Annotated in this window: 16 protein-coding genes; 5 read left to right on the top strand and 11 right to left on the bottom strand. The window is 71.1% G+C overall.

Annotated elements, in window-relative coordinates; genetic code table 11:
• The coding region (locus tag ACWEN3_RS22990) for a PTS fructose transporter subunit IIC (RefSeq protein WP_452974041.1) at window positions 1-1,521 on the top strand (1,521 nt) is incomplete at its 5' end.
• Window positions 1,522-1,626: 105 nt separating this feature from the next.
• Window positions 1,627-1,878, top strand: a complete 252-nt coding sequence (locus ACWEN3_RS22985; protein ID WP_452974038.1) for a hypothetical protein — start codon at window positions 1,627-1,629, stop codon at window positions 1,876-1,878.
• Between the two features lie 128 nt (window positions 1,879-2,006).
• On the opposite strand, the gene ACWEN3_RS22980 is transcribed toward ACWEN3_RS22985, so the two are convergent.
• The 4 genes from ACWEN3_RS22980 to ACWEN3_RS22965 form a co-directional block, all read right to left on the bottom strand.
• Window positions 2,007-2,753, bottom strand: coding sequence for a DUF6227 family protein (locus tag ACWEN3_RS22980; RefSeq protein ID WP_452974036.1), 747 nt, complete (start codon window positions 2,751-2,753; stop codon window positions 2,007-2,009).
• Between the two features lie 157 nt (window positions 2,754-2,910).
• Complete coding sequence (locus tag ACWEN3_RS22975) at window positions 2,911-4,131, bottom strand: L,D-transpeptidase (RefSeq protein ID WP_452974033.1); 1,221 nt, start codon at window positions 4,129-4,131, stop codon at window positions 2,911-2,913.
• 170 nt (window positions 4,132-4,301) lie between these two features.
• Window positions 4,302-5,327, bottom strand: a complete 1,026-nt coding sequence (locus tag ACWEN3_RS22970; RefSeq protein WP_452974030.1) for a P1 family peptidase — start codon at window positions 5,325-5,327, stop codon at window positions 4,302-4,304.
• 40 nt (window positions 5,328-5,367) lie between these two features.
• The gene (locus tag ACWEN3_RS22965; protein ID WP_452974027.1) at window positions 5,368-6,606 is read right to left on the bottom strand and encodes a low temperature requirement protein A; all 1,239 of its coding nucleotides are present in this window, start codon (window positions 6,604-6,606) and stop codon (window positions 5,368-5,370) included.
• 116 nt (window positions 6,607-6,722) lie between these two features.
• Here ACWEN3_RS22965 and ACWEN3_RS22960 point away from each other — a divergent pair, with 116 nt between their 5' ends.
• Window positions 6,723-6,899 (top strand): hypothetical protein, encoded by a 177-nt coding sequence (locus ACWEN3_RS22960; RefSeq protein ID WP_452974025.1) that lies wholly within the window; start codon window positions 6,723-6,725, stop codon window positions 6,897-6,899.
• A gap of 19 nt (window positions 6,900-6,918) precedes the next feature.
• On the opposite strand, the gene mscL is transcribed toward ACWEN3_RS22960, so the two are convergent.
• The 6 genes from mscL to ACWEN3_RS22930 form a co-directional block, all read right to left on the bottom strand.
• Window positions 6,919-7,377, bottom strand: coding sequence for a large conductance mechanosensitive channel protein MscL (mscL, locus tag ACWEN3_RS22955; protein WP_452974023.1), 459 nt, complete (start codon window positions 7,375-7,377; stop codon window positions 6,919-6,921).
• A gap of 138 nt (window positions 7,378-7,515) precedes the next feature.
• Window positions 7,516-8,127, bottom strand: a complete 612-nt coding sequence (locus ACWEN3_RS22950) for a hypothetical protein (RefSeq protein ID WP_452974020.1) — start codon at window positions 8,125-8,127, stop codon at window positions 7,516-7,518.
• A gap of 227 nt (window positions 8,128-8,354) precedes the next feature.
• Window positions 8,355-9,188, bottom strand: coding sequence for an S-methyl-5'-thioadenosine phosphorylase (locus tag ACWEN3_RS22945; RefSeq protein WP_452974018.1), 834 nt, complete (start codon window positions 9,186-9,188; stop codon window positions 8,355-8,357).
• Window positions 9,189-9,288: 100 nt separating this feature from the next.
• Window positions 9,289-9,600, bottom strand: coding sequence for an FmdB family zinc ribbon protein (locus ACWEN3_RS22940; protein ID WP_452974015.1), 312 nt, complete (start codon window positions 9,598-9,600; stop codon window positions 9,289-9,291).
• A 67-nt stretch (window positions 9,601-9,667) separates the two neighbouring features.
• Window positions 9,668-10,966 (bottom strand): MFS transporter, encoded by a 1,299-nt coding sequence (locus tag ACWEN3_RS22935; protein ID WP_452974012.1) that lies wholly within the window; start codon window positions 10,964-10,966, stop codon window positions 9,668-9,670.
• Window positions 10,967-11,235: 269 nt separating this feature from the next.
• Window positions 11,236-12,729: a potassium/proton antiporter gene (locus tag ACWEN3_RS22930; RefSeq protein WP_452974047.1), complete on the bottom strand. Its 1,494-nt coding sequence runs from the start codon at window positions 12,727-12,729 to the stop codon at window positions 11,236-11,238.
• Between the two features lie 213 nt (window positions 12,730-12,942).
• Here ACWEN3_RS22930 and ACWEN3_RS22925 point away from each other — a divergent pair, with 213 nt between their 5' ends.
• Window positions 12,943-15,765 carry a penicillin acylase family protein gene (locus tag ACWEN3_RS22925; RefSeq protein WP_452974009.1) on the top strand — a complete coding sequence of 941 codons (2,823 nt, stop codon included), beginning with the start codon at window positions 12,943-12,945 and terminating at the stop codon, window positions 15,763-15,765.
• Between the two features lie 78 nt (window positions 15,766-15,843).
• Here ACWEN3_RS22925 and ACWEN3_RS22920 read toward each other — a convergent pair whose 3' ends face one another.
• Window positions 15,844-16,425, bottom strand: a complete 582-nt coding sequence (locus tag ACWEN3_RS22920; RefSeq protein ID WP_452974044.1) for a 5-formyltetrahydrofolate cyclo-ligase — start codon at window positions 16,423-16,425, stop codon at window positions 15,844-15,846.
• Window positions 16,426-16,558: 133 nt separating this feature from the next.
• Between ACWEN3_RS22920 and ACWEN3_RS22915 the strand changes: the two genes are divergently transcribed.
• Window positions 16,559-16,806: sugar phosphate nucleotidyltransferase (locus ACWEN3_RS22915; protein ID WP_452974007.1), on the top strand; the 248-nt coding region annotated here is incomplete at its 3' end.

Raw genomic sequence — 16,806 nt, 5'->3', positions numbered from 1 at the left:
GAGGCCGGCGAGCGTCCCTTCCGTGTCGTCGCCGTCACCTCCTGCCCGACCGGCATCGCCCACACCTACATGGCGGCCGAGTCCCTGGAGAACGCGGGGCGCGAGTCGGGCGTCGAGCTGATCGTCGAGACGCAGGGATCGGCCGGCTTCACCCGGCTGGACCCGGCCGTGATCGCGGCGGCGGACGGCGTGATCTTCGCGCACGACGTCCCCGTACGCGACAAGCACCGCTTCGCGGGCAAGGCCACCGTCGACGTCGGTGTGAAGGCGGGCATCAACCGTGCCGCCGAACTCATCGCGGAGGTCCGCGAGAAGGCGGCGCGCGGCGAGACGAGCGCTCCGGCGCCCGCGTCGGGCGGCACACCGGTCGAGCGCGCGGGCGACTCCACCGAGGGCTACGGCACCAGGCTCCGCAAGTGGCTGATGAGCGGCGTGAGCTACATGGTGCCGTTCGTCGCCGCGGGCGGTCTCCTCATCGCCCTGGGCTTCGCGATCGGCGGCTACAAGATCAACAAGGCGCCGTCGGTGATGGACCACTTCCTGTGGACCCAGGCCGACAGCTGGGGTGCCCTGCTGTTCCAGATCGGCGGAGTGGCCTTCGCCTTCCTCGTCCCGGTCCTCGCCGGCTACATCGCCTACGGCATGGCCGACCGGCCGGGCCTGGTCCCCGGCTTCGTGGGCGGCGCGATCTCACTGACCATCAACGCCGGCTTCCTGGGCGGTCTCGCGGCCGGTCTGATCGCCGGTGGCGTGGTGATGGCGATCCAGAGGGTGCGCATACCGGCGGCGATGCGCGGCATCATGCCGGTGGTGGTGATCCCGCTGATCTCCTCGGCGATCGTCGGGTTCCTGATGTTCGTGGTGATCGGCAAGCCCATCGCCACCGCCCAGCGGGCCCTGACCGACTGGCTGAACGGTCTCACCGGCACCAACGCCATCCTGCTCGGCGCCCTGCTCGGCCTGATGATGTGCTTCGACCTCGGCGGCCCGGTCAACAAGGTCGCCTACACCTTCGCCACGGCCGGCATCGCGGTCGCCAACCCCAGTGACTCCGCGATGAAGATCATGGCCGCGGTGATGGCGGCCGGCATGGTCCCGCCGCTGGCGATGGCGCTGGCCACGACCGTGCGCGGCCGGCTGTTCACGCAGACCGAGCGCGAGAACGGCAAGGCCGCCTGGGTCCTCGGCGCCTCCTTCATCTCCGAGGGCGCGATCCCGTTCGCGGCGGCCGACCCGCTGCGGGTCATCCCGTCCGCCATGGTGGGCGGCGCGCTCACCGGCGCCCTGTCGATGGCCTTCGGCGCCACCCTGCGCGCCCCGCACGGCGGCATCTTCGTGGTCCCGCTGATCGGCAACCCGTTCCTGTACCTGATCGCCATCGCCGCCGGCGTCTGTGTCAGCACGGCACTGGTGATCGTCCTCAAGGGCATGCGCAAGCCGATCCCCGGGGCCACGGCCGCCGACACCGCCCCGAACCCCACCACCTCCTCCGCGGAGAGCAAGCAGCCGGTGGCGGCCTGACCTCCGCACCTTGTCCCTTTGGGACGCTGTGAGTTGTTCACGGCACCTGCGAGATACGTCACGGTCCGGGACCAAAGTCCCGGACCGTGGTGTGTACTGGGAGACATGCCAGAGCATGTCTCGAGTCTCCAGCTGGCCGGCGCGGCCGCCCTCACCCTGGCCGGCGTGGTCTGGGCGATCAGTGTCATGCGCCTGCTGCGCCGCTTCCGCGCGGAGGCTCTGCGAGAGCTCCCGGCCGCCCGCCTCCCGGTCCTCCCGCCCCAGCCGCAGTCCGGACCGCCGCGTGAGTCGGTGGAGCTGACCCCGGCGGAACGCGACGCCTTCGCCGGGCTGGTACGGCAACTCGGCAGTCACTGACCGGACAGCGGGCCCACTGCACCCGGCCACCGGTTCACCGAACGGACGGCGGGCCCACGGCGGATGCCCACGCGGTCACCGGCCGGACAGCGGTCCCGCGTCACCCGGCCCGCGCACGGGCACGGGCGCTAACCCTGTCGTGCCGCGCGCCGCTCCATGGCGTCCCGGGCGGCGTCCTCCGACATGTAGACCTCGCACATGTGGCGGCCGTCGGGCGTCGCCGTGTGCTCGGCCTCCCACAGGGAGACCTGGCTGCCGTCCGGCAGCAGGAAAGCGTGCTCGTACAGCGCGTAGCTCAGCCCCACCCGGCCGGCCCGGCCGGGGCGGCCGAACGCCTGCGTGATCTCGTGCGCGGTCGCCGTCGCCAGCAGGGCCGCGGTCTCCGCGTCCGGCCGGTCCGGGTTCTCCGCGCGGCGCAGCAGCCGGCGCGCGTGGTCGGCGGAGTCGTCGGAGGCGAACACATGCCGGGGCTCGGGGATCGCCCACAGCCGCATCAGCGCGGGCAGCTCCCAGTCCGGCGCCTCCGGCGGCAGCCCGAGCCGGGCCGTGGCGGCCTCCAGCTCCTCCTCGTCGACGTACACCTCGTGTTCCGGGGCGGCACCCGGCGTGGGGTTGTGCACGAGCTCCCACAGCGTGACCGCCGAGCCGTCGGCGAGCAGCCAGGTGTGCCGGTACGTCTCCCGGTGCAGCCCCGCGCTGTGGTGCGCGGAGTACAGCGAACTGTCGTGCGCCAGCGCGCAGTCGAGCCGCCATATGACCTCGTCCGGCAGCTCGAAGGAGTTCAGGGCACGGCCGAGGAGCCGCTCGAGATGCTCCTCCGGAGACTCGGGCGACTCGGCTGATTCGTACGCTGCCGTCTCGTACGGAACGCTCAAGGCATCTCCCGGCGTTGCTGCATGTCACCTTGTGGGTGCATACCGTAGCCCCTCGGTCGGACATCATGTCCGGGAACCGAGAAAACGTACGGCGGGAAAACGCGTGGGCCGCGCGAGAAGTTCCCGCGCGGCCTCACATACCGTCAAAACCCGCCACTCAGGCGGCACTTCCCGCGGTCCAGGCGCTCCAGGACATGTTCCAGCCGTTGAGACCGTTGTCCGGGGCCACCGTCGTGTCGGGGGAGTTCTTCACGATCACGACGTCGCCGACGAGCGAGTTGTCGTAGAACCACTTCGCCGTCGTGGCGCCCTGCGCGCCCTGCACGTCCGCGAGGCCGACACAACCATGGCTGGTGCCCTCCCGGCCGAACGGCGGGTTGCCCTTGTCGTACCAGTAGTTGCCGTGGATGAACGTCCCCGACGACGTCAGCCGCATCGCGTGCGGCACGTCCGCGATGTCGTACTCCCCGCCGAAGCCGACCGTCGAGCCGTTCATACGGGTCTGCTCGAACTTCTCGGAGATCACCATCTGCCCGTTGTACGTGGTGTGCTGCGGGCTGCCGGAGGAGATCGGCACGGTTCTGACCGTCCTGCCGTCCCGCACCACGGTCATCGTCTGTGTGCGGACGTCGACCGTGGAGACCTGCGACCGCCCGACGGTGAAGGAGACGGTCTTCTTCTGCACCCCGTAGACGCCCTTCGCGCCCTGGACCCCGTCCAGGTCGATCTTCATCGTGACCTTGGACCCGGCCTTCCAGTACTCCTGCGGCCGGAAGTCCAGCCGCCGGTCGCCGAACCAGTGCCCGGCCACCTGCTGCCCGCTGCTGGAGTTCACCGTGATGTGCGACTGCACGGCCTTCTTGTCGGTGACGGACTTGTCGAAGGTGAACGACACCGGCATGCCCGCCCCGACCGTCGCGCCGTCGTCCGGCGTGTAGGTGCCGATGAAGCTGTTCGCCGTGGTGACGGTGGTGAAGATGGAATTGGCCGCCGCCGTACGGCCGTCGGTGTCCTTGGCGGTCGCGGCTATCTGGTACTTCGTCCCGCGGTCCAGCTGCCGCCCGGGCTTCCAGACGCCGCCGTCCGCCGACAGCGACCCCGGCACCGTCTGTCCCGACCCCGCCACGGTCATCTTCACGTCGGTCAGCCTGCCGCCGCTGACCTTCACCCCGGTCGCGTTGATGGACGCGTCCGTCGAACCGTCTTTGGCGGAGATCACGATCCTGGCCGCCGACGTCCTGGGCGAGCCGCCGCCGCCCTTGCCCTCGTCGCCGGTGGCGTTGGCGTCGCCGCCGCACGCGGTCAGGGTGAGGGCGCCGACCATCAGGGCGGCACAGGCCCCCAGTGCGCGCCGCGCTGCAATGTCCGGCGTTGTCACGGGCTGCTCCAGGTTCGTGTGATGTGCGTGATCCGTTCCAGTGCGTGAACCAAGAGGGCGGCGGCGCCCGGCGGGGTTCCGCGCGTATCTCCTGAACGCCATCACGTGACAGAACCGCGACAATTCACGGCCCCGGGGCCTCGGAGCCGGGGCCGGCTCCTCCCGCGCCGCTACGGCTGCCCGTACAGCTCCGTGTACGACGGCCACGATCCGCCCGGCCCGTCGACCGGCTCGGCGGCGCGCACGGCCCGTACGATCGCGCGCGTCACGAGGTCGGCGCCGGCGGCGAGGACCTCGTTGAGCGCCAACGGGTGCGCGTCCAGCGCGTGTGCGCCGGTCGCCAGCGCGAACACCGTGTCCCCGTCGTGCAGGAGGTGCACCGGCCGTACGGCGCGGGCGATCCCGTCGTGTGCCGTGCCCGCCAGCTTCTGCGCCTGGGCCTTGGTGAGGTCCGCGTCGGTCGCGACCACCGCGAGCGTCGTGTTGAGCGGCGGCGGCGCGTTCCCGGCGGCGCCCTCCTGGAGACGCCGGCGCGCGGCCTCGTGCACGCGCTGCTCCGGATATGTCACCCGCCCCTGGAACAACTCCCCGTACAGCACCCCCGTTTCGGGATCCACCGCCGATCCGGCGGCGTTCGCGACCACCAGCGCGGCCACCGTGACACCCGAGTCGAGCACCGTGCTCGCGGTGCCCACGCCCCCCTTGAGCCCGCCCGCCACGGCGCCGGTGCCGGCACCCACGCACCCCTGGGGCACCGGGGCCCCCGGAGCGCTCACCGCCGCGGCCTCCACCGCCGCGCGCCCCGTCGCCGCGTCCGGCCGTGCCCGGAAGTTCCCCCCGCGCCCCAGGTCGAAGACGCACGCGGCGGGCACCACCGGCACGACATGCGCCGGGTCCGTCCCCACCGGCACGCCCCGCCCCCGCTCCTCCAGCCAGGCCATCACCCCGGACGCCGAGTCGAGTCCGTAGGCGCTGCCGCCCGTGAGGACGACCGCGTCGACCCTGCGCACCACGTTGCGCGGGTCGAGGGCGTCGGTCTCCTTGGTGCCGGGGCCGCCGCCGCGCACGTCCACGGCGGCGACGGCGCCGCCCTCGGGAGCGAGGACGACCGTGGTGCCGGTGAGCCAGCCGTCCCCGCAGCGGGTGGCGTGCCCCACCCGCACTCCGCCGACGTCCGTCAATGCGTCAACTGTCATGGAGGCCAGTCTGGCCCAGTCGCGGACGCGCTCTGAGGCCTCAACCGGCCGATGCGGCGGTGTCCGTCGCCGCTGCCCGTCCGGCCGTCCGCGCCGTCAGCGTCACCCCGGTCGCCACCGCGGCCGAGGTGACCAGCCCCGTGGCGAGCACCGCCCAGCCGCCCAGGAAGGTGCAGCACAGCACCAGCACGGCGGTGACCGGCAGCACCAGCTGCTGGGCGATGCCGACCTTGAAGTGCCGTGCGTGCAGGCCCCAGACGGTCAGCAGATACAGCGCCGTCGGCAGGGTCAAGGCCGCCGCGGCGGCCGGTGCGGACAGGTGCGTCTTGCCGACCGCCTGCTCCACGACCACCTCCAGGCCCGCGCCGATCGCCGCGGCCGAGGCGAAGATCAGGTAGTGGCCGTAACCCCAGAGGAACGCCTGTCCGTTGGCGCGGAGGTGGCCGTGGATGGGCACCACGAAGTAGATCCACCACGCGGAGAAGACGATCAGGAGTCCGCCCGCCGCGATCGGCAGCAGCGCGCCCAGCGCGTCGTGCTCGTCCACGGCCGACTTCACGGCGACCGTGGCCGCGGAGATCGTCTCGCCGAGCACGATGATCGTGAACAGGCCGTAGCGCTCTGCGATGTGATGCGGGTGCCAGGAGGTCTCGTAGTCCTTCTCGGCGTACAGGGGCACGCTCATCTCGGCGATCGCCATCACCAGGAACACCCAGGGCCGGGCCGGCTCCGGCAGCACCACCAGCCCCAGCCAGCCGACCTGGCAGAGCAGCACACCGCAGGCGTAGCGGCGTGCCATCGTCCGCTCCGTGCCCTCGGTCGATCCCGCGGCCCTCAGCCACTGCGCGGCCATCGCCAGCCGCATGATCAGGTAGCCGATCCAGACCACCAGGTAGTCGTGCTGCTGGAAGGCCTGGGAGATGCCGGCGGCCAGCACCAGGACGCCGGCGATCTGCACCAGGGTGACGAGCCGGTAGAGCACGTCGTCGTTGTCGTACGCCGAGGCGAACCAGGTGAAGTTCATCCAGGCCCACCAGATGGCGAAGAACTGCATCGCGTAGCCGAGGATCCCGGTGCCCGCGTGTCCCTCCGCGACGGAGTGCACCAGTTGCACGCCCGCCTGCGCGATCGCCACGACGAAGCACAGGTCGAAGAAGAGCTCCAGGGGCGAGGAGACCCGGTGTGCCTCGTCGCGGCCACGCGCGGTGAGCCGACGCAGGGGGTCGGAGGGGCGGCGTGCACCCGACGGCGCGGGCGCGGGAGCGGAACTCGACGTCATGCCTCCCAGGACAGCAGAAAACCGTCCCGAAATCCCTCCGGATCCGGCGGACCGTCGGCTCCTGCGGCCGGTGGTCCGGCCCCGGGCCGTCCGGGCCGGGGCCGTACCCTGGAGGCATGAGCACCGCCCCCGAACCCGAACCCCGCACCCCGAGGCCCGCGCTGGTCTTCGACGACCCGCTGGACCAGCAGTCCTCGGACGACACCGATCGCGGGTGGGGCGAGCGGACGGAGGGCGACAGCGCCGCCGACCTGAAGCGCTTCCTCGACGAGAAGCCGCCCCACCACCTCTGAGCCGTCCGCGCGAGCGCGGCTAGCGCTGGTCGTGCCCGGACACGCGCTGTGCGACCAGCGCGTCGCGGATCTCCTTGAGCACCTCCAGCTCGGTCACCTCGATGACATCCTTGGTTCCCTCGCGCTCCGCCCTGCGCGCCGCCTGCCGGGCGAGGAACTTCGCCATCGGCAGGACCATCAGGAAGTACACCACCGTCGCGGTGATCAGGAAGGTCAGCGTGGCGCCCAGGACGGAGCCCCACATCAGCTGGATGCCGTGCGTCCCGTGGCACGAGGCGCTGAGGCACGAGTTGTAGTTGTCCAGGTTCTGCGTGCCGATCGCGCCGACCAGCGGGTTGATCAGCCCCTTCACCACTGAGTTGACGATGTTCGTGAAGGCCGCGCCGATGACCACCGCGACTGCCAGATCGACGACGTTGCCGCGTATCAGGAAGGCTTTGAAGCCATGCCAGATGCCCGGTTCCTGCTTCGCGCTCACCTCGGGGACTCTCCTCGCATGCACAAGTCGTGGAACAAACCGCTCCGCAACCTACGGCACGATGCCGCCGTTGTGTCCAATCTCGTCGCTCGAATGTGCGACTCGACGGCCGGTCTCCGGGAAATCGACCCTGCCGGTTCAGCACAGCGTCACCGCCAGTCGCGCTGTGGCACTGGCGCCGACCAGGCGTGCCGCCGTGGCGCGCGGCACCGACAACACGATCAGCGCGCCGCTCTCGGCCGTGCCGTCCAGCGGCTCCGGCACCCGTGTCACCCGCACACCCCGCGCGAGCACCCGGGCGCCGCCCCCGGCCGACGGGTCCTCCGCCGCGATGACGTCGACCCGGTCGCCGGGCCGCAGCAGCCGGACCGTGGCGGCGTCGGCGATCCGCACCGGCGCCGTCACCACCTCCGCAGCCCGGTGCCGTCGCACCGGTTCGGTGGCCGGGTGCCCGCGGGCGCGCTGGGTGGGGTGCGGTTCCGCCGTGGTGCGCGGGCCGGCGGCCACGAGAGCCGCCGCGGTCACCGCGAGGCCGGCTGCGATCGCCCGCCGGCGATGCCGTACGAGTCGCTGCAGCCGGTACCGCCCGCCGCGCACCCGCACCGGAGGGAACGGCGGCACCTCACAGGTCGCGGGGGCGTCCGTGCCCAGCGGACGCGGGAGCCGGAGGGGAGGCGGGAGAGGGGAGCGGGCGGACGCGGGGGAGGAGGGAGCGGGACGGGAGAGCGGGGACGACGGGGACGAAGGCATGGGGATCACCGCCTGCGACGAGGGTTTCGGCTTGCGATGCCACGATGAGGCCTCGCGCCGAGGCCCGCCGGAGCCGGTGGACCACCGACCGGTTGTGGAAAACCCGCCCACCCGAACGGGGAACTCCGCCCGGCTTCGCCCACGGCCCGGGCGGCTCCGCCCACAGCCCGCCCGGCTCCGCCCACAGCCCGGGCGGCCTCCCCGCCCCGTCCCGCCCGCCGGGCGCGCTACGGCAGTTCGAAGCCCGGGTCCATCCCACCGAGCGCGTTCACGCACGGACAGTCCCGCGCCCCGGTCTCCGGCAGCGCGGCCACCGCGTCGAACAGCACCCCGCGCAGCCGGTCCACGTTGGCGGAGAACACCCGCAGCACCTCCTCGTGGGAGACGCCCTCACCGGTCTCGGCGCCCGCGTCGAGGTCGGTGACCAGGGTCAGCGACGTGTAGCACAGCTCCAGTTCCCGGGCGAGCGCCGCTTCGGGGTGACCGGTCATGCCCACGACCGACCAGCCCTGCGCCCGGTGCCACAACGATTCGGAGCGCGTGGAGAAGCGCGGCCCCTCGACCACGACCAGCGTGCCGTTCTCCACCGGCTCCCAGTCCCGTCCGCGGGCGGCCTTCAGCGCGGCGGCCCGCCCGGTGGGGCAGTAGGGGTCGGCCATGGACACGTGCACGACGTTCGGCACGGTGCCGTCGGGCAGCGGCAGCCCGTCGAAGTAGGTCTGCGCCCTGGACTTCGTACGGTCCACGAACTGGTCCGGCACGAGCAGGGTGCCGGGGCCGTACTCGGGACGCAGGCCGCCCACCGCGCAGGGTCCGAGGACCTGGCGGACGCCGGCCGAGCGCAGCGCCCACAGGTTGGCGCGGTAGTTGATGCGGTGCGGGGGCAGGTGGTGGCCGCGGCCGTGCCGGGGCAGGAAGGCGACCCGCCGGCCGGCGATCTCGCCGAGGAAGAGGGAGTCGCTGGGCGGCCCGTAGGGGGTGTCCACCTGGACCTCGGTCACGTCGTCGAGGAACGAGTAGAAGCCCGAACCGCCGATTACGCCGATCTCTGCGTTCGCCATGACCAGCACACTAGCTGGCCGCGGAAGCGCGGGGGAGCCGGTGCCGGGGAGCGCCGAAGACCCCGCCGGCGTACGACGGCAGGGTCCGGAGCGAGGGGTCTCAGGCGGCGGAGGTGCTGGTGGAACTCGACGAGGACGGCGTCGAGGACGTCGACGACGAGGTCGTGGAGGACGACTTCGAGTCGGACGACGACGAGGCGGTCGGCTTCGAGGCCGGGCTGCTGCTCGACGAGGAGCCGCGCGAGTCGTTGCGGTAGAAGCCGGAGCCCTTGAAGACGATGCCGACCGCGGAGAACACCTTCTTCAGGCGGCCACTGCAGTCGGGGCACTCGGTCAGGGCGTCGTCGGTGAACTTCTGCACCGCCTCGAGGCCCTCGCCGCACTCGGTGCACTGGTACTGGTAGGTCGGCACTGTCTTCCTCCTGGCACTCTCACTCGATGAGTGCTAACGACGATCCATAGTGACGTATTCCCGGGGATCAGTCCACCGTCACCGGCACGCGGTGACCGACGCCACGTGCGACGGTCAGGTTCCGCTGCCGGGCGACCAGCCGCGACCGCAGCGTCACCAGGGTCACCAGCGCGAGCACCGTGCCGACGGCCGGCACCAGGAATCCCGCGCCGTCCCACAGCCGGTCCTCGAGCTGGCCGGCCACGGTGACGGCGGTCGCCTGGCCGAGCGCGACCGCGCCGGTCAGCCAGGTGAAGGCCTCGGTGCGGGCACCGGCCGGGACCAGGTCCTCGACCAGCGTGTAGCCGGTGATCAGCGCCGGCGCGATGCACATGCCGACCAGCAGGCCGAGCCCGGCGAGCAGCAGCACCGAGTGCGCCGTCCACAGGGCGGACGCGGTGATCGCGAGCGCCGTGTAGCCGACGACCAGACGGTGCCGCGGCGCGGCCTTCCAGGCGATCGCGCCGCAGACGATGCCGGACAGCATGTTCCCGGCGGCGAAGACGCCGTACAGGACGCCGTTCAGGCCGGGCTCGCCGATGGACTGGGTGAACGCCGCCAGGGACACCTGCATTCCGCCGAAGACCGAGCCGATGCCCAGGAAGGTCACGACCAGCACGCGCACGCCCGGGACGCGCAGCGCGGAGACCTGCTGCACGCGCGCGTGCCCGCTCTCGGCGGTCACCGGCGGCTGGGTGCTCTTCTGCGCGGCGAACAGCAGACCGCCGACGAGGGTCAGCGCACCCTCCGTGACCAGGCCCGCCGCCGGTGCGACGGCGGTGCACAGCGCGGTCGCCAGCAGGGGGCCGAAGACGAAGGTCAGCTCATCCGTGACCGACTCGAAGGCCGCCGCGGTGCTCAGCAGGGGCGAGCCCTGCAGCTTCACGCCCCAGCGCGCCCGCACCATGGGGCCGACCTGCGGCACCGAGGCGCCGGTGGGCACGGCCGCGAGGAAGAGCGCCCACAGGGGCGCGTGGGCCAGCGCGAGCGCCGTCAGGGACAGGCCCGACACCGCGTGCACCAGGACGCCGGGGGTCAGCACGGCGCGCTGACCGTAACGGTCGGCCAGGCGCCCGCTGTAGGGCGCGAACAGTGCCATGGAGACGCCGGTCGCGGCCGCGACGGCGCCCGCGGCGCCGTACGAGCCGGTGGTGTACTGCACCAGCAGCACGATGGAGATGGTGAGCATCGCGAACGGCTGACGCGCCGCGAAGCCGGGGAGCAGGAAGGTCCAGGCGCCGCGGGTGCGCAGCAGCTGCCCGTATCCCGGGCGGGGGGATGCCGTCGAGGTCGTCGTCGGCTCGTCGGTGGTGACCGTGGATCCCACGGCCCGTGCCTTTCTGCCGCCTGGTAGCGCGTGCCCCGTGCGGGCCCGGGCGCCGAGAGCTGTCCTCTTGCGCGGACTGCGGTAGATACCGGCGCCCACGGAGGGTGGGGGGGCGTACGGCCGCCATACGGTCGCGCCAGCTCTGCGTCAGGCAGAGTTGGTTCGATCAAGTGCGCCTTCATGCTACAGGGATCATCGTCCGGTACGGCTGTGAAAATGAGCACCACCGATGCGGTCGCCTGTGATTCCACGAGGTGCCGGCTGCCCGTTCAGGAACCGTTCGAGCCCAGCCAGTCGGCCAGCTTGCCGCCGTGGGCGACCGCGCGCAGCCGTCGTTCCGCCGCGTCGCGGACCGGGTCGGTGGCGACGACGAGCAGTTCGTCGCCCCGGCGCAGGACCGTGGTGGGCATCGGAACGAACGATTTCTCGTCGCGGACGACGAGGGTCACGGCGGCCCCGGGCGGCAGCCGCAGCTCGTGGACCTCCACGCCGTGCATCCGCGACTCCTCGGAGACCGGCACGGAGAGCAGATGCCCGCGCAGCCGCTCCAGCGGCGCCGACTCGATGCCGAGGTCGGAGGCCTCGCCCTCCTCGCCCAGGCGCAGCTTGCGGGCCAGCCAGGGCAGCGTCGGGCCCTGGACGAGGGTGTAGACGACGACCAGCACGAAGACGATGTTGAAGATGCGGCGGCTGCCGGTGACGCCGTTCACCATGGGGATCGTCGCCAGGATGATGGGCACGGCGCCGCGCAGTCCCGCCCAGGACATCAGGGTCTGCTCCTGCCACGGCACGCGGAACGGCGCCAGGCTGAGGACGACGCTCAGCGGGCGGGCCACCATGGTCAGCACCAGCCCGATGACCAGGGCGGGCACGACGTCGTCGCCCAGGTCGTGCGGGGTGACCAGCAGGCCGAGCACGACGAACATGCCGATCTGGGCGATCCAGCCGAGCCCCTCGGCGAAGCCGCGGGTGGCGGGCCAGTGGGGGAGTCTCGCGTTGCCGAGCATCATCGAGGCCAGGTAGACGGCCAGGAAGCCGCTGCCGTGCGCCAGGGCGCCGGCCGCGTACGCCGTGACGGCGATGGCCATCACGGCGATCGGGTAGAGGCCGGAGGCGGGCAGCGCCACGTGCCTGAGGCCCCAGGAGCCGAACCAGCCCACCGCGAACCCTATGGCCGCGCCGATGACCAGCTCCAGGACGATCTCGCCCAGCAGGATGTACCAGTGCTCGACCGGGCCGGCCGTGGAGAACGCGACGACCAGGATGACCACCGGTGCGTCGTTGAACCCCGACTCCGCCTCCAGCGTGCCCGTCACGCGCGCGGGGAGGGGGATTCTGCGCAGGACCGAGAAGACGGCCGCGGCGTCCGTCGAGGACACCACCGCGCCGATGATGAGCGCCTGCCGCCACTCCAGTCCGACCAGGTAGTGGGCGCCCGCCGCGGTGACGCCCACGCTGACGGCGACGCCCACGGTCGCGAGGACGCAGGCGGACGACAGGACCGGCCGCACCTCTTTCCACTTCGTGCCCAGGCCGCCCTCGGCGAGGATCACGACCAGGGCCGCGTATCCCATGACCTGGGTCACTTCGGCGCTGTTGAAGTGGATGTCGCCGATGCCGTCCTGGCCCATCAGGACGCCGATCCCCAGGTACACGAGCAGGCTGGGGAGCCCGCTGCGGGAGGAGACCCGCACGGCCGCGACGGCGACGAGCAGGACGACGGAGCAGACGAGCAGAAGCTGGTTGAGATGGTGGACGGTCAGCGGCGTTTCCTCCCCTGAGAACTCCGGTTACTTCGTTACCTTACCTAACTCTTGACGCTTTCTTGACGCTCGGCGGGGAAAGATCGAACGTGCTTGCGCGCCGGTTCCCGACTCCGCGTCAAGGCGGACGGGGCCCTGCGCCTATGGTTGCTCCAGCGCTCATTCAAAGTCACAGCCCGACCTGCCGCTCGCGTTAGGACAGCAAGGACAGCGATGCCCCCCAACACCACCGCCACAACGGGTGACACCGCCACCACGGGTGCCACGTCCGTCACGTCCGGCAGGAAAAAGGGGCGCAAAGCCCGACTGATCGTGCTGGTTCTGGTCCTGGCCATCATCGGAGGCATCGCCTACGGGTCGTACTGGTCGATCAGCACCGTGCGCGCCTCCTTCCCGCAGACCAAGGGAACGATCACGCTCCAGGGCCTGTCCGGCCCGGTCGACGTCAAGCGGGACGGCAACGGCATCCCGCAGATCTACGCGTCCTCCGACGAGGACCTGTTCATGGCGCAGGGCTACGTCCAGGCGCAGGACCGGTTCTACGAGATGGACGTGCGCCGCCACATGACCTCCGGGCGCCTGTCGGAGATGTTCGGCAAGAGCCAGGTCAAGAACGACGAGTTCCTGCGCACCCTCGGCTGGGACCGGGTCGCCAAGCAGGAGTACGACACCAAGCTGTCGCCCGCCACGAAGACGTACCTCCAGGCGTACTCCAAGGGGGTCAACGCCTACCTCCAGGGCAAGGACGGCAAGGACATCTCCCTGGAGTACGCGGCCCTGGGCCTCACCAACGACTACAAGCCGCAGCAGTGGACCCCGGTCGACTCCGTCTCCTGGCTGAAGGCGATGGCCTGGGACCTGCGCGGCAACATGCAGGAAGAGATCGACCGCGCCCTGATGACGAGCCGCCTCGGCCCGCAGCAGATCCAGGACCTGTACCCGGAGTACCCCTACAGCCGCAACAAGCCGATCGTGCAGGAGGGCCAGTACAGCGAGCTGACCCGGACCTTCCGGCAGACCGGCGCGACGGGCGCCTCCCAGGGCGGCGGCACGACGGGCACGACGGGCGGCACGAGCGCCTCTCGGGGCACGACGGGCACGACCGGCTCCACCGCCTCGGCCACCACCGGATCGGGCGTCACGAGCCAGCTGGCGGGCCTCTACAACGTCCTGGACAAGGTCCCGACGGCCGTCGGCGTGAACGGCCAGGGCATCGGCTCCAACTCCTGGGTCGTCGCGGGCAAGTACACCATCACCAACAAGCCCCTGCTCGCCAACGACCCGCACCTGTCGGCGTCCCTGCCGTCCGTCTGGTACCAGATGGGCCTGCACTGCCGGACCGTCTCGGCCAAGTGCCAGTACGACGTCACCGGCTACACGTTCGCCGGAATGCCCGGTGTGATCATCGGCCACAACGCCGACATCGCCTGGGGCATGACCAACTCCGGGGTCGACGTCACCGACCTGTACCTGGAGAAGGTGACCGGGAACGGCTACCTGTACGACGGCAAGGTCCGGCCCTTCCGCACCCGCGAGGAGACCATCGACGTCGCCGGCGGCGCGCCCAAGACGATCGTCGTCCGGCAGACCCAGGACGGGATGCCGCTGCTGTCCGACCGTGACGACGAACTCGTCCAGGTCGGCAAGCGGGCCACGGTCAACACCGCCGCACCCGACCGCGGCGACGGCTACGGCATCGCTCTGAGGTGGACCGCGCTCGACCCGGGCACCTCCATGGACGCCGTCTTCGCGCTCGACAAGGCGGCCGACTGGAGCGGCTTCCGCGCCGCGGCCGCGAAGTTCGACGTGCCCTCGCAGAACCTGATCTACGCCGACACCAGCAACAACATCGGCTACACGCTGCCCGGCAAGATCCCCACGCGCTCCTCCGTGGACGACGGCTCCATCCCGGCCCCGGGCTGGGAGTCGAAGTACCGCTGGACCGGCTTCATCAAGCAGGCCGAGCTGCCCTACGAGTACAACCCCAAGCGCGGCTACATCGTCACCGCCAACCAGGCCGTGGTCGACAAGGACAAGTACCCGTACACGCTCACCACCGACTGGGGCTACGGCACCCGCAGCCAGCGCATCACCGACCTGATCGAGTCCAAGATCAAGGACGGCGGCAAGATCTCCACCGACGACATGCGCCAGATGCAGCTCGACAGCAGCAGCGAGATCGCCAAGCTGCTGGTGCCCCGGCTGCTGAAGATCAACCTCGGCGACAAGAACGTCCGCGACGCGCAGAAGCTGCTGGAGGGCTGGGACTACACCCAGGACGCCGACTCCGCGGCGGCCGCGTACTTCAACGCCGTCTGGCGCAACGTCCTCAAGCTCGCCTTCGGCAACAAGCTCCCCAAGGAGCTGCGCGTCCAGGGGCAGTGCCTGTGGGTCGACAAGATCGACAGCACCGGTCCCGTGGACGACAACTCCAAGGTGCGCGAGTGCGGCCAGCGGGACACCGACCGGGCGCAGCCCGACGGCGGCGACCGCTGGTTCGAGGTCGTGCGCAAACTGATGGACAAGCCGAACAGCGACTGGTGGAAGACGCCCAAGTCGGGCACCCGCCCCGCGGCGAACGACATGGACCAGCTCTTCGCCCGGGCCATGATCGACGCCCGCTGGGAGCTGACCGCCAAGCTCGGCAAGGACATCGACACCTGGAGCTGGGGCCGGCTGCACCGCCTGTTCCTGAAGAACCAGACGCTCGGCAGCGACGGCCCCGAGGCCCTGCAGTACATCCTCAACCGCGGCCCCTGGAGGCTCAGCGGCGGCGAGGCCACGGTGAACGCGACCGGCTGGAACGCCGCCGGCGGCTACAACGTCGTCTGGGTGCCGTCCATGCGGATGGTCGTCAACCTCGCCGACCTCGACAAGTCCAAGTGGATCAACCTGACCGGCGCCTCCGGGCACGCCTTCAGCGCGCACTACACGGACCAGACGGGCATGTGGGCCAAGGGCGAACTGCTCCCCTGGGCGTTCTCCGAAAAGGCGGTCGACGCCGGCACGAGCGACACCCTCGTCCTCAAGCCGTGAGCACCTGACGGCACATCGCCGGGAAATGCCCTCCACGCGCGCGTGGAGGGCATTTCCGTATGCGGGCGCCTTTTCTTCTCAGGCGCTTGTGAAGCGGCGCACACCGGAGGGGGTCACCACCGCGTGCACCGGCCGGTCGTGCGGCTCCGCAGGGACGCGCGCGACGACCTCCGTGTCGTACAGGAGCACCACGAGCCGGGGACGCGCGCCCGCGCGGTCCAGACGCGCCAGCACACGGTCGTACGACCCCCCGCCGCGCCCCAGGCGCATCCCGCGCTCGTCCACCGCGAGCCCGGGCAGCAGCACGACGTCCGCGGCCGTCACGGCATCGGCGCCGAGACGCTCGCCCGCGGGCTCGAACAGGGCCATTTTTCCGCCATGTTGGATCCGCGCCAGGGAGTCCGGGCCCGCGTACTCGCCCCAGTCCAGATCGTTGTCGGGCAGCAGTGCCGGGAGCAGGACCCGCACGCCCCGCGCGCGCAGCGCGTCCAGCAGGGCGAGCGTGCCGGGCTCGCTCCCGACGGAGACGTACGCGGCGACCGTGCGCGCGTCCGCCAGCTCGGGCAGCTCCAGGGCGCGCGCCGCCAACGCGCGGCCGGACCCGCGTACGTCATCCTGCGTCAACCTGTTCCTCACCGCGAGGAACTCCCGCCGAAACATTCGCTTGTCAGGCTCGTCCGTGCGTCCGTCGTGTTCCACTGGTCGTTCTCGCGCCCTTTCCCAATGCAGTCATAAAGGGTCAACCAACCGGAGCCACAGTTTTCCCACAAAGGCACCGGATAAGGTTGCGGGCATGACTCAGTCGCACCCCAGGATCAGCAAGGCTGTCATTCCCGCGGCGGGCCTTGGCACCCGGTTCCTGCCGGCCACCAAAGCCACTCCCAAGGAGATGCTGCCGGTCGTCGACAAGCCGGCGATCCAGTATGTGGTCGAGGAGGCCGTGTCTGCGGGGCTCGACGACGTCCTCATGATCACCGGTCGCAACAAGCGTCCGCTCGAGGACCACTTCGACCGCAACTACGAGCTGGAGTCGGCCCTCGA

This window comes from Streptomyces sp. NPDC004561 (genome assembly GCF_053602155.1).
This window is presented reverse-complemented; position numbering and strand designations above follow the sequence as displayed.

What these genes read in the sequence shown, in the direction of transcription:
- ACWEN3_RS22945 (WP_452974018.1), bottom strand. Translation starts at nt 9,188, where the DNA reads ATGGCGAACGCAGAGATCGGCGTAATCGGCGGTTCGGGCTTCTACTCG.
- ACWEN3_RS22920 (WP_452974044.1), bottom strand. Translation starts at nt 16,425, where the DNA reads ATGTTTCGGCGGGAGTTCCTCGCGGTGAGGAACAGGTTGACGCAGGAT.
- ACWEN3_RS22960 (WP_452974025.1), top strand. Translation starts at nt 6,723, where the DNA reads ATGAGCACCGCCCCCGAACCCGAACCCCGCACCCCGAGGCCCGCGCTG.
- ACWEN3_RS22970 (WP_452974030.1), bottom strand. Translation starts at nt 5,327, where the DNA reads ATGACAGTTGACGCATTGACGGACGTCGGCGGAGTGCGGGTGGGGCAC.
- ACWEN3_RS22950 (WP_452974020.1), bottom strand. Translation starts at nt 8,127, where the DNA reads ATGCCTTCGTCCCCGTCGTCCCCGCTCTCCCGTCCCGCTCCCTCCTCC.
- ACWEN3_RS22985 (WP_452974038.1), top strand. Translation starts at nt 1,627, where the DNA reads ATGCCAGAGCATGTCTCGAGTCTCCAGCTGGCCGGCGCGGCCGCCCTC.
- ACWEN3_RS22965 (WP_452974027.1), bottom strand. Translation starts at nt 6,606, where the DNA reads ATGACGTCGAGTTCCGCTCCCGCGCCCGCGCCGTCGGGTGCACGCCGC.
- ACWEN3_RS22925 (WP_452974009.1), top strand. Translation starts at nt 12,943, where the DNA reads ATGCCCCCCAACACCACCGCCACAACGGGTGACACCGCCACCACGGGT.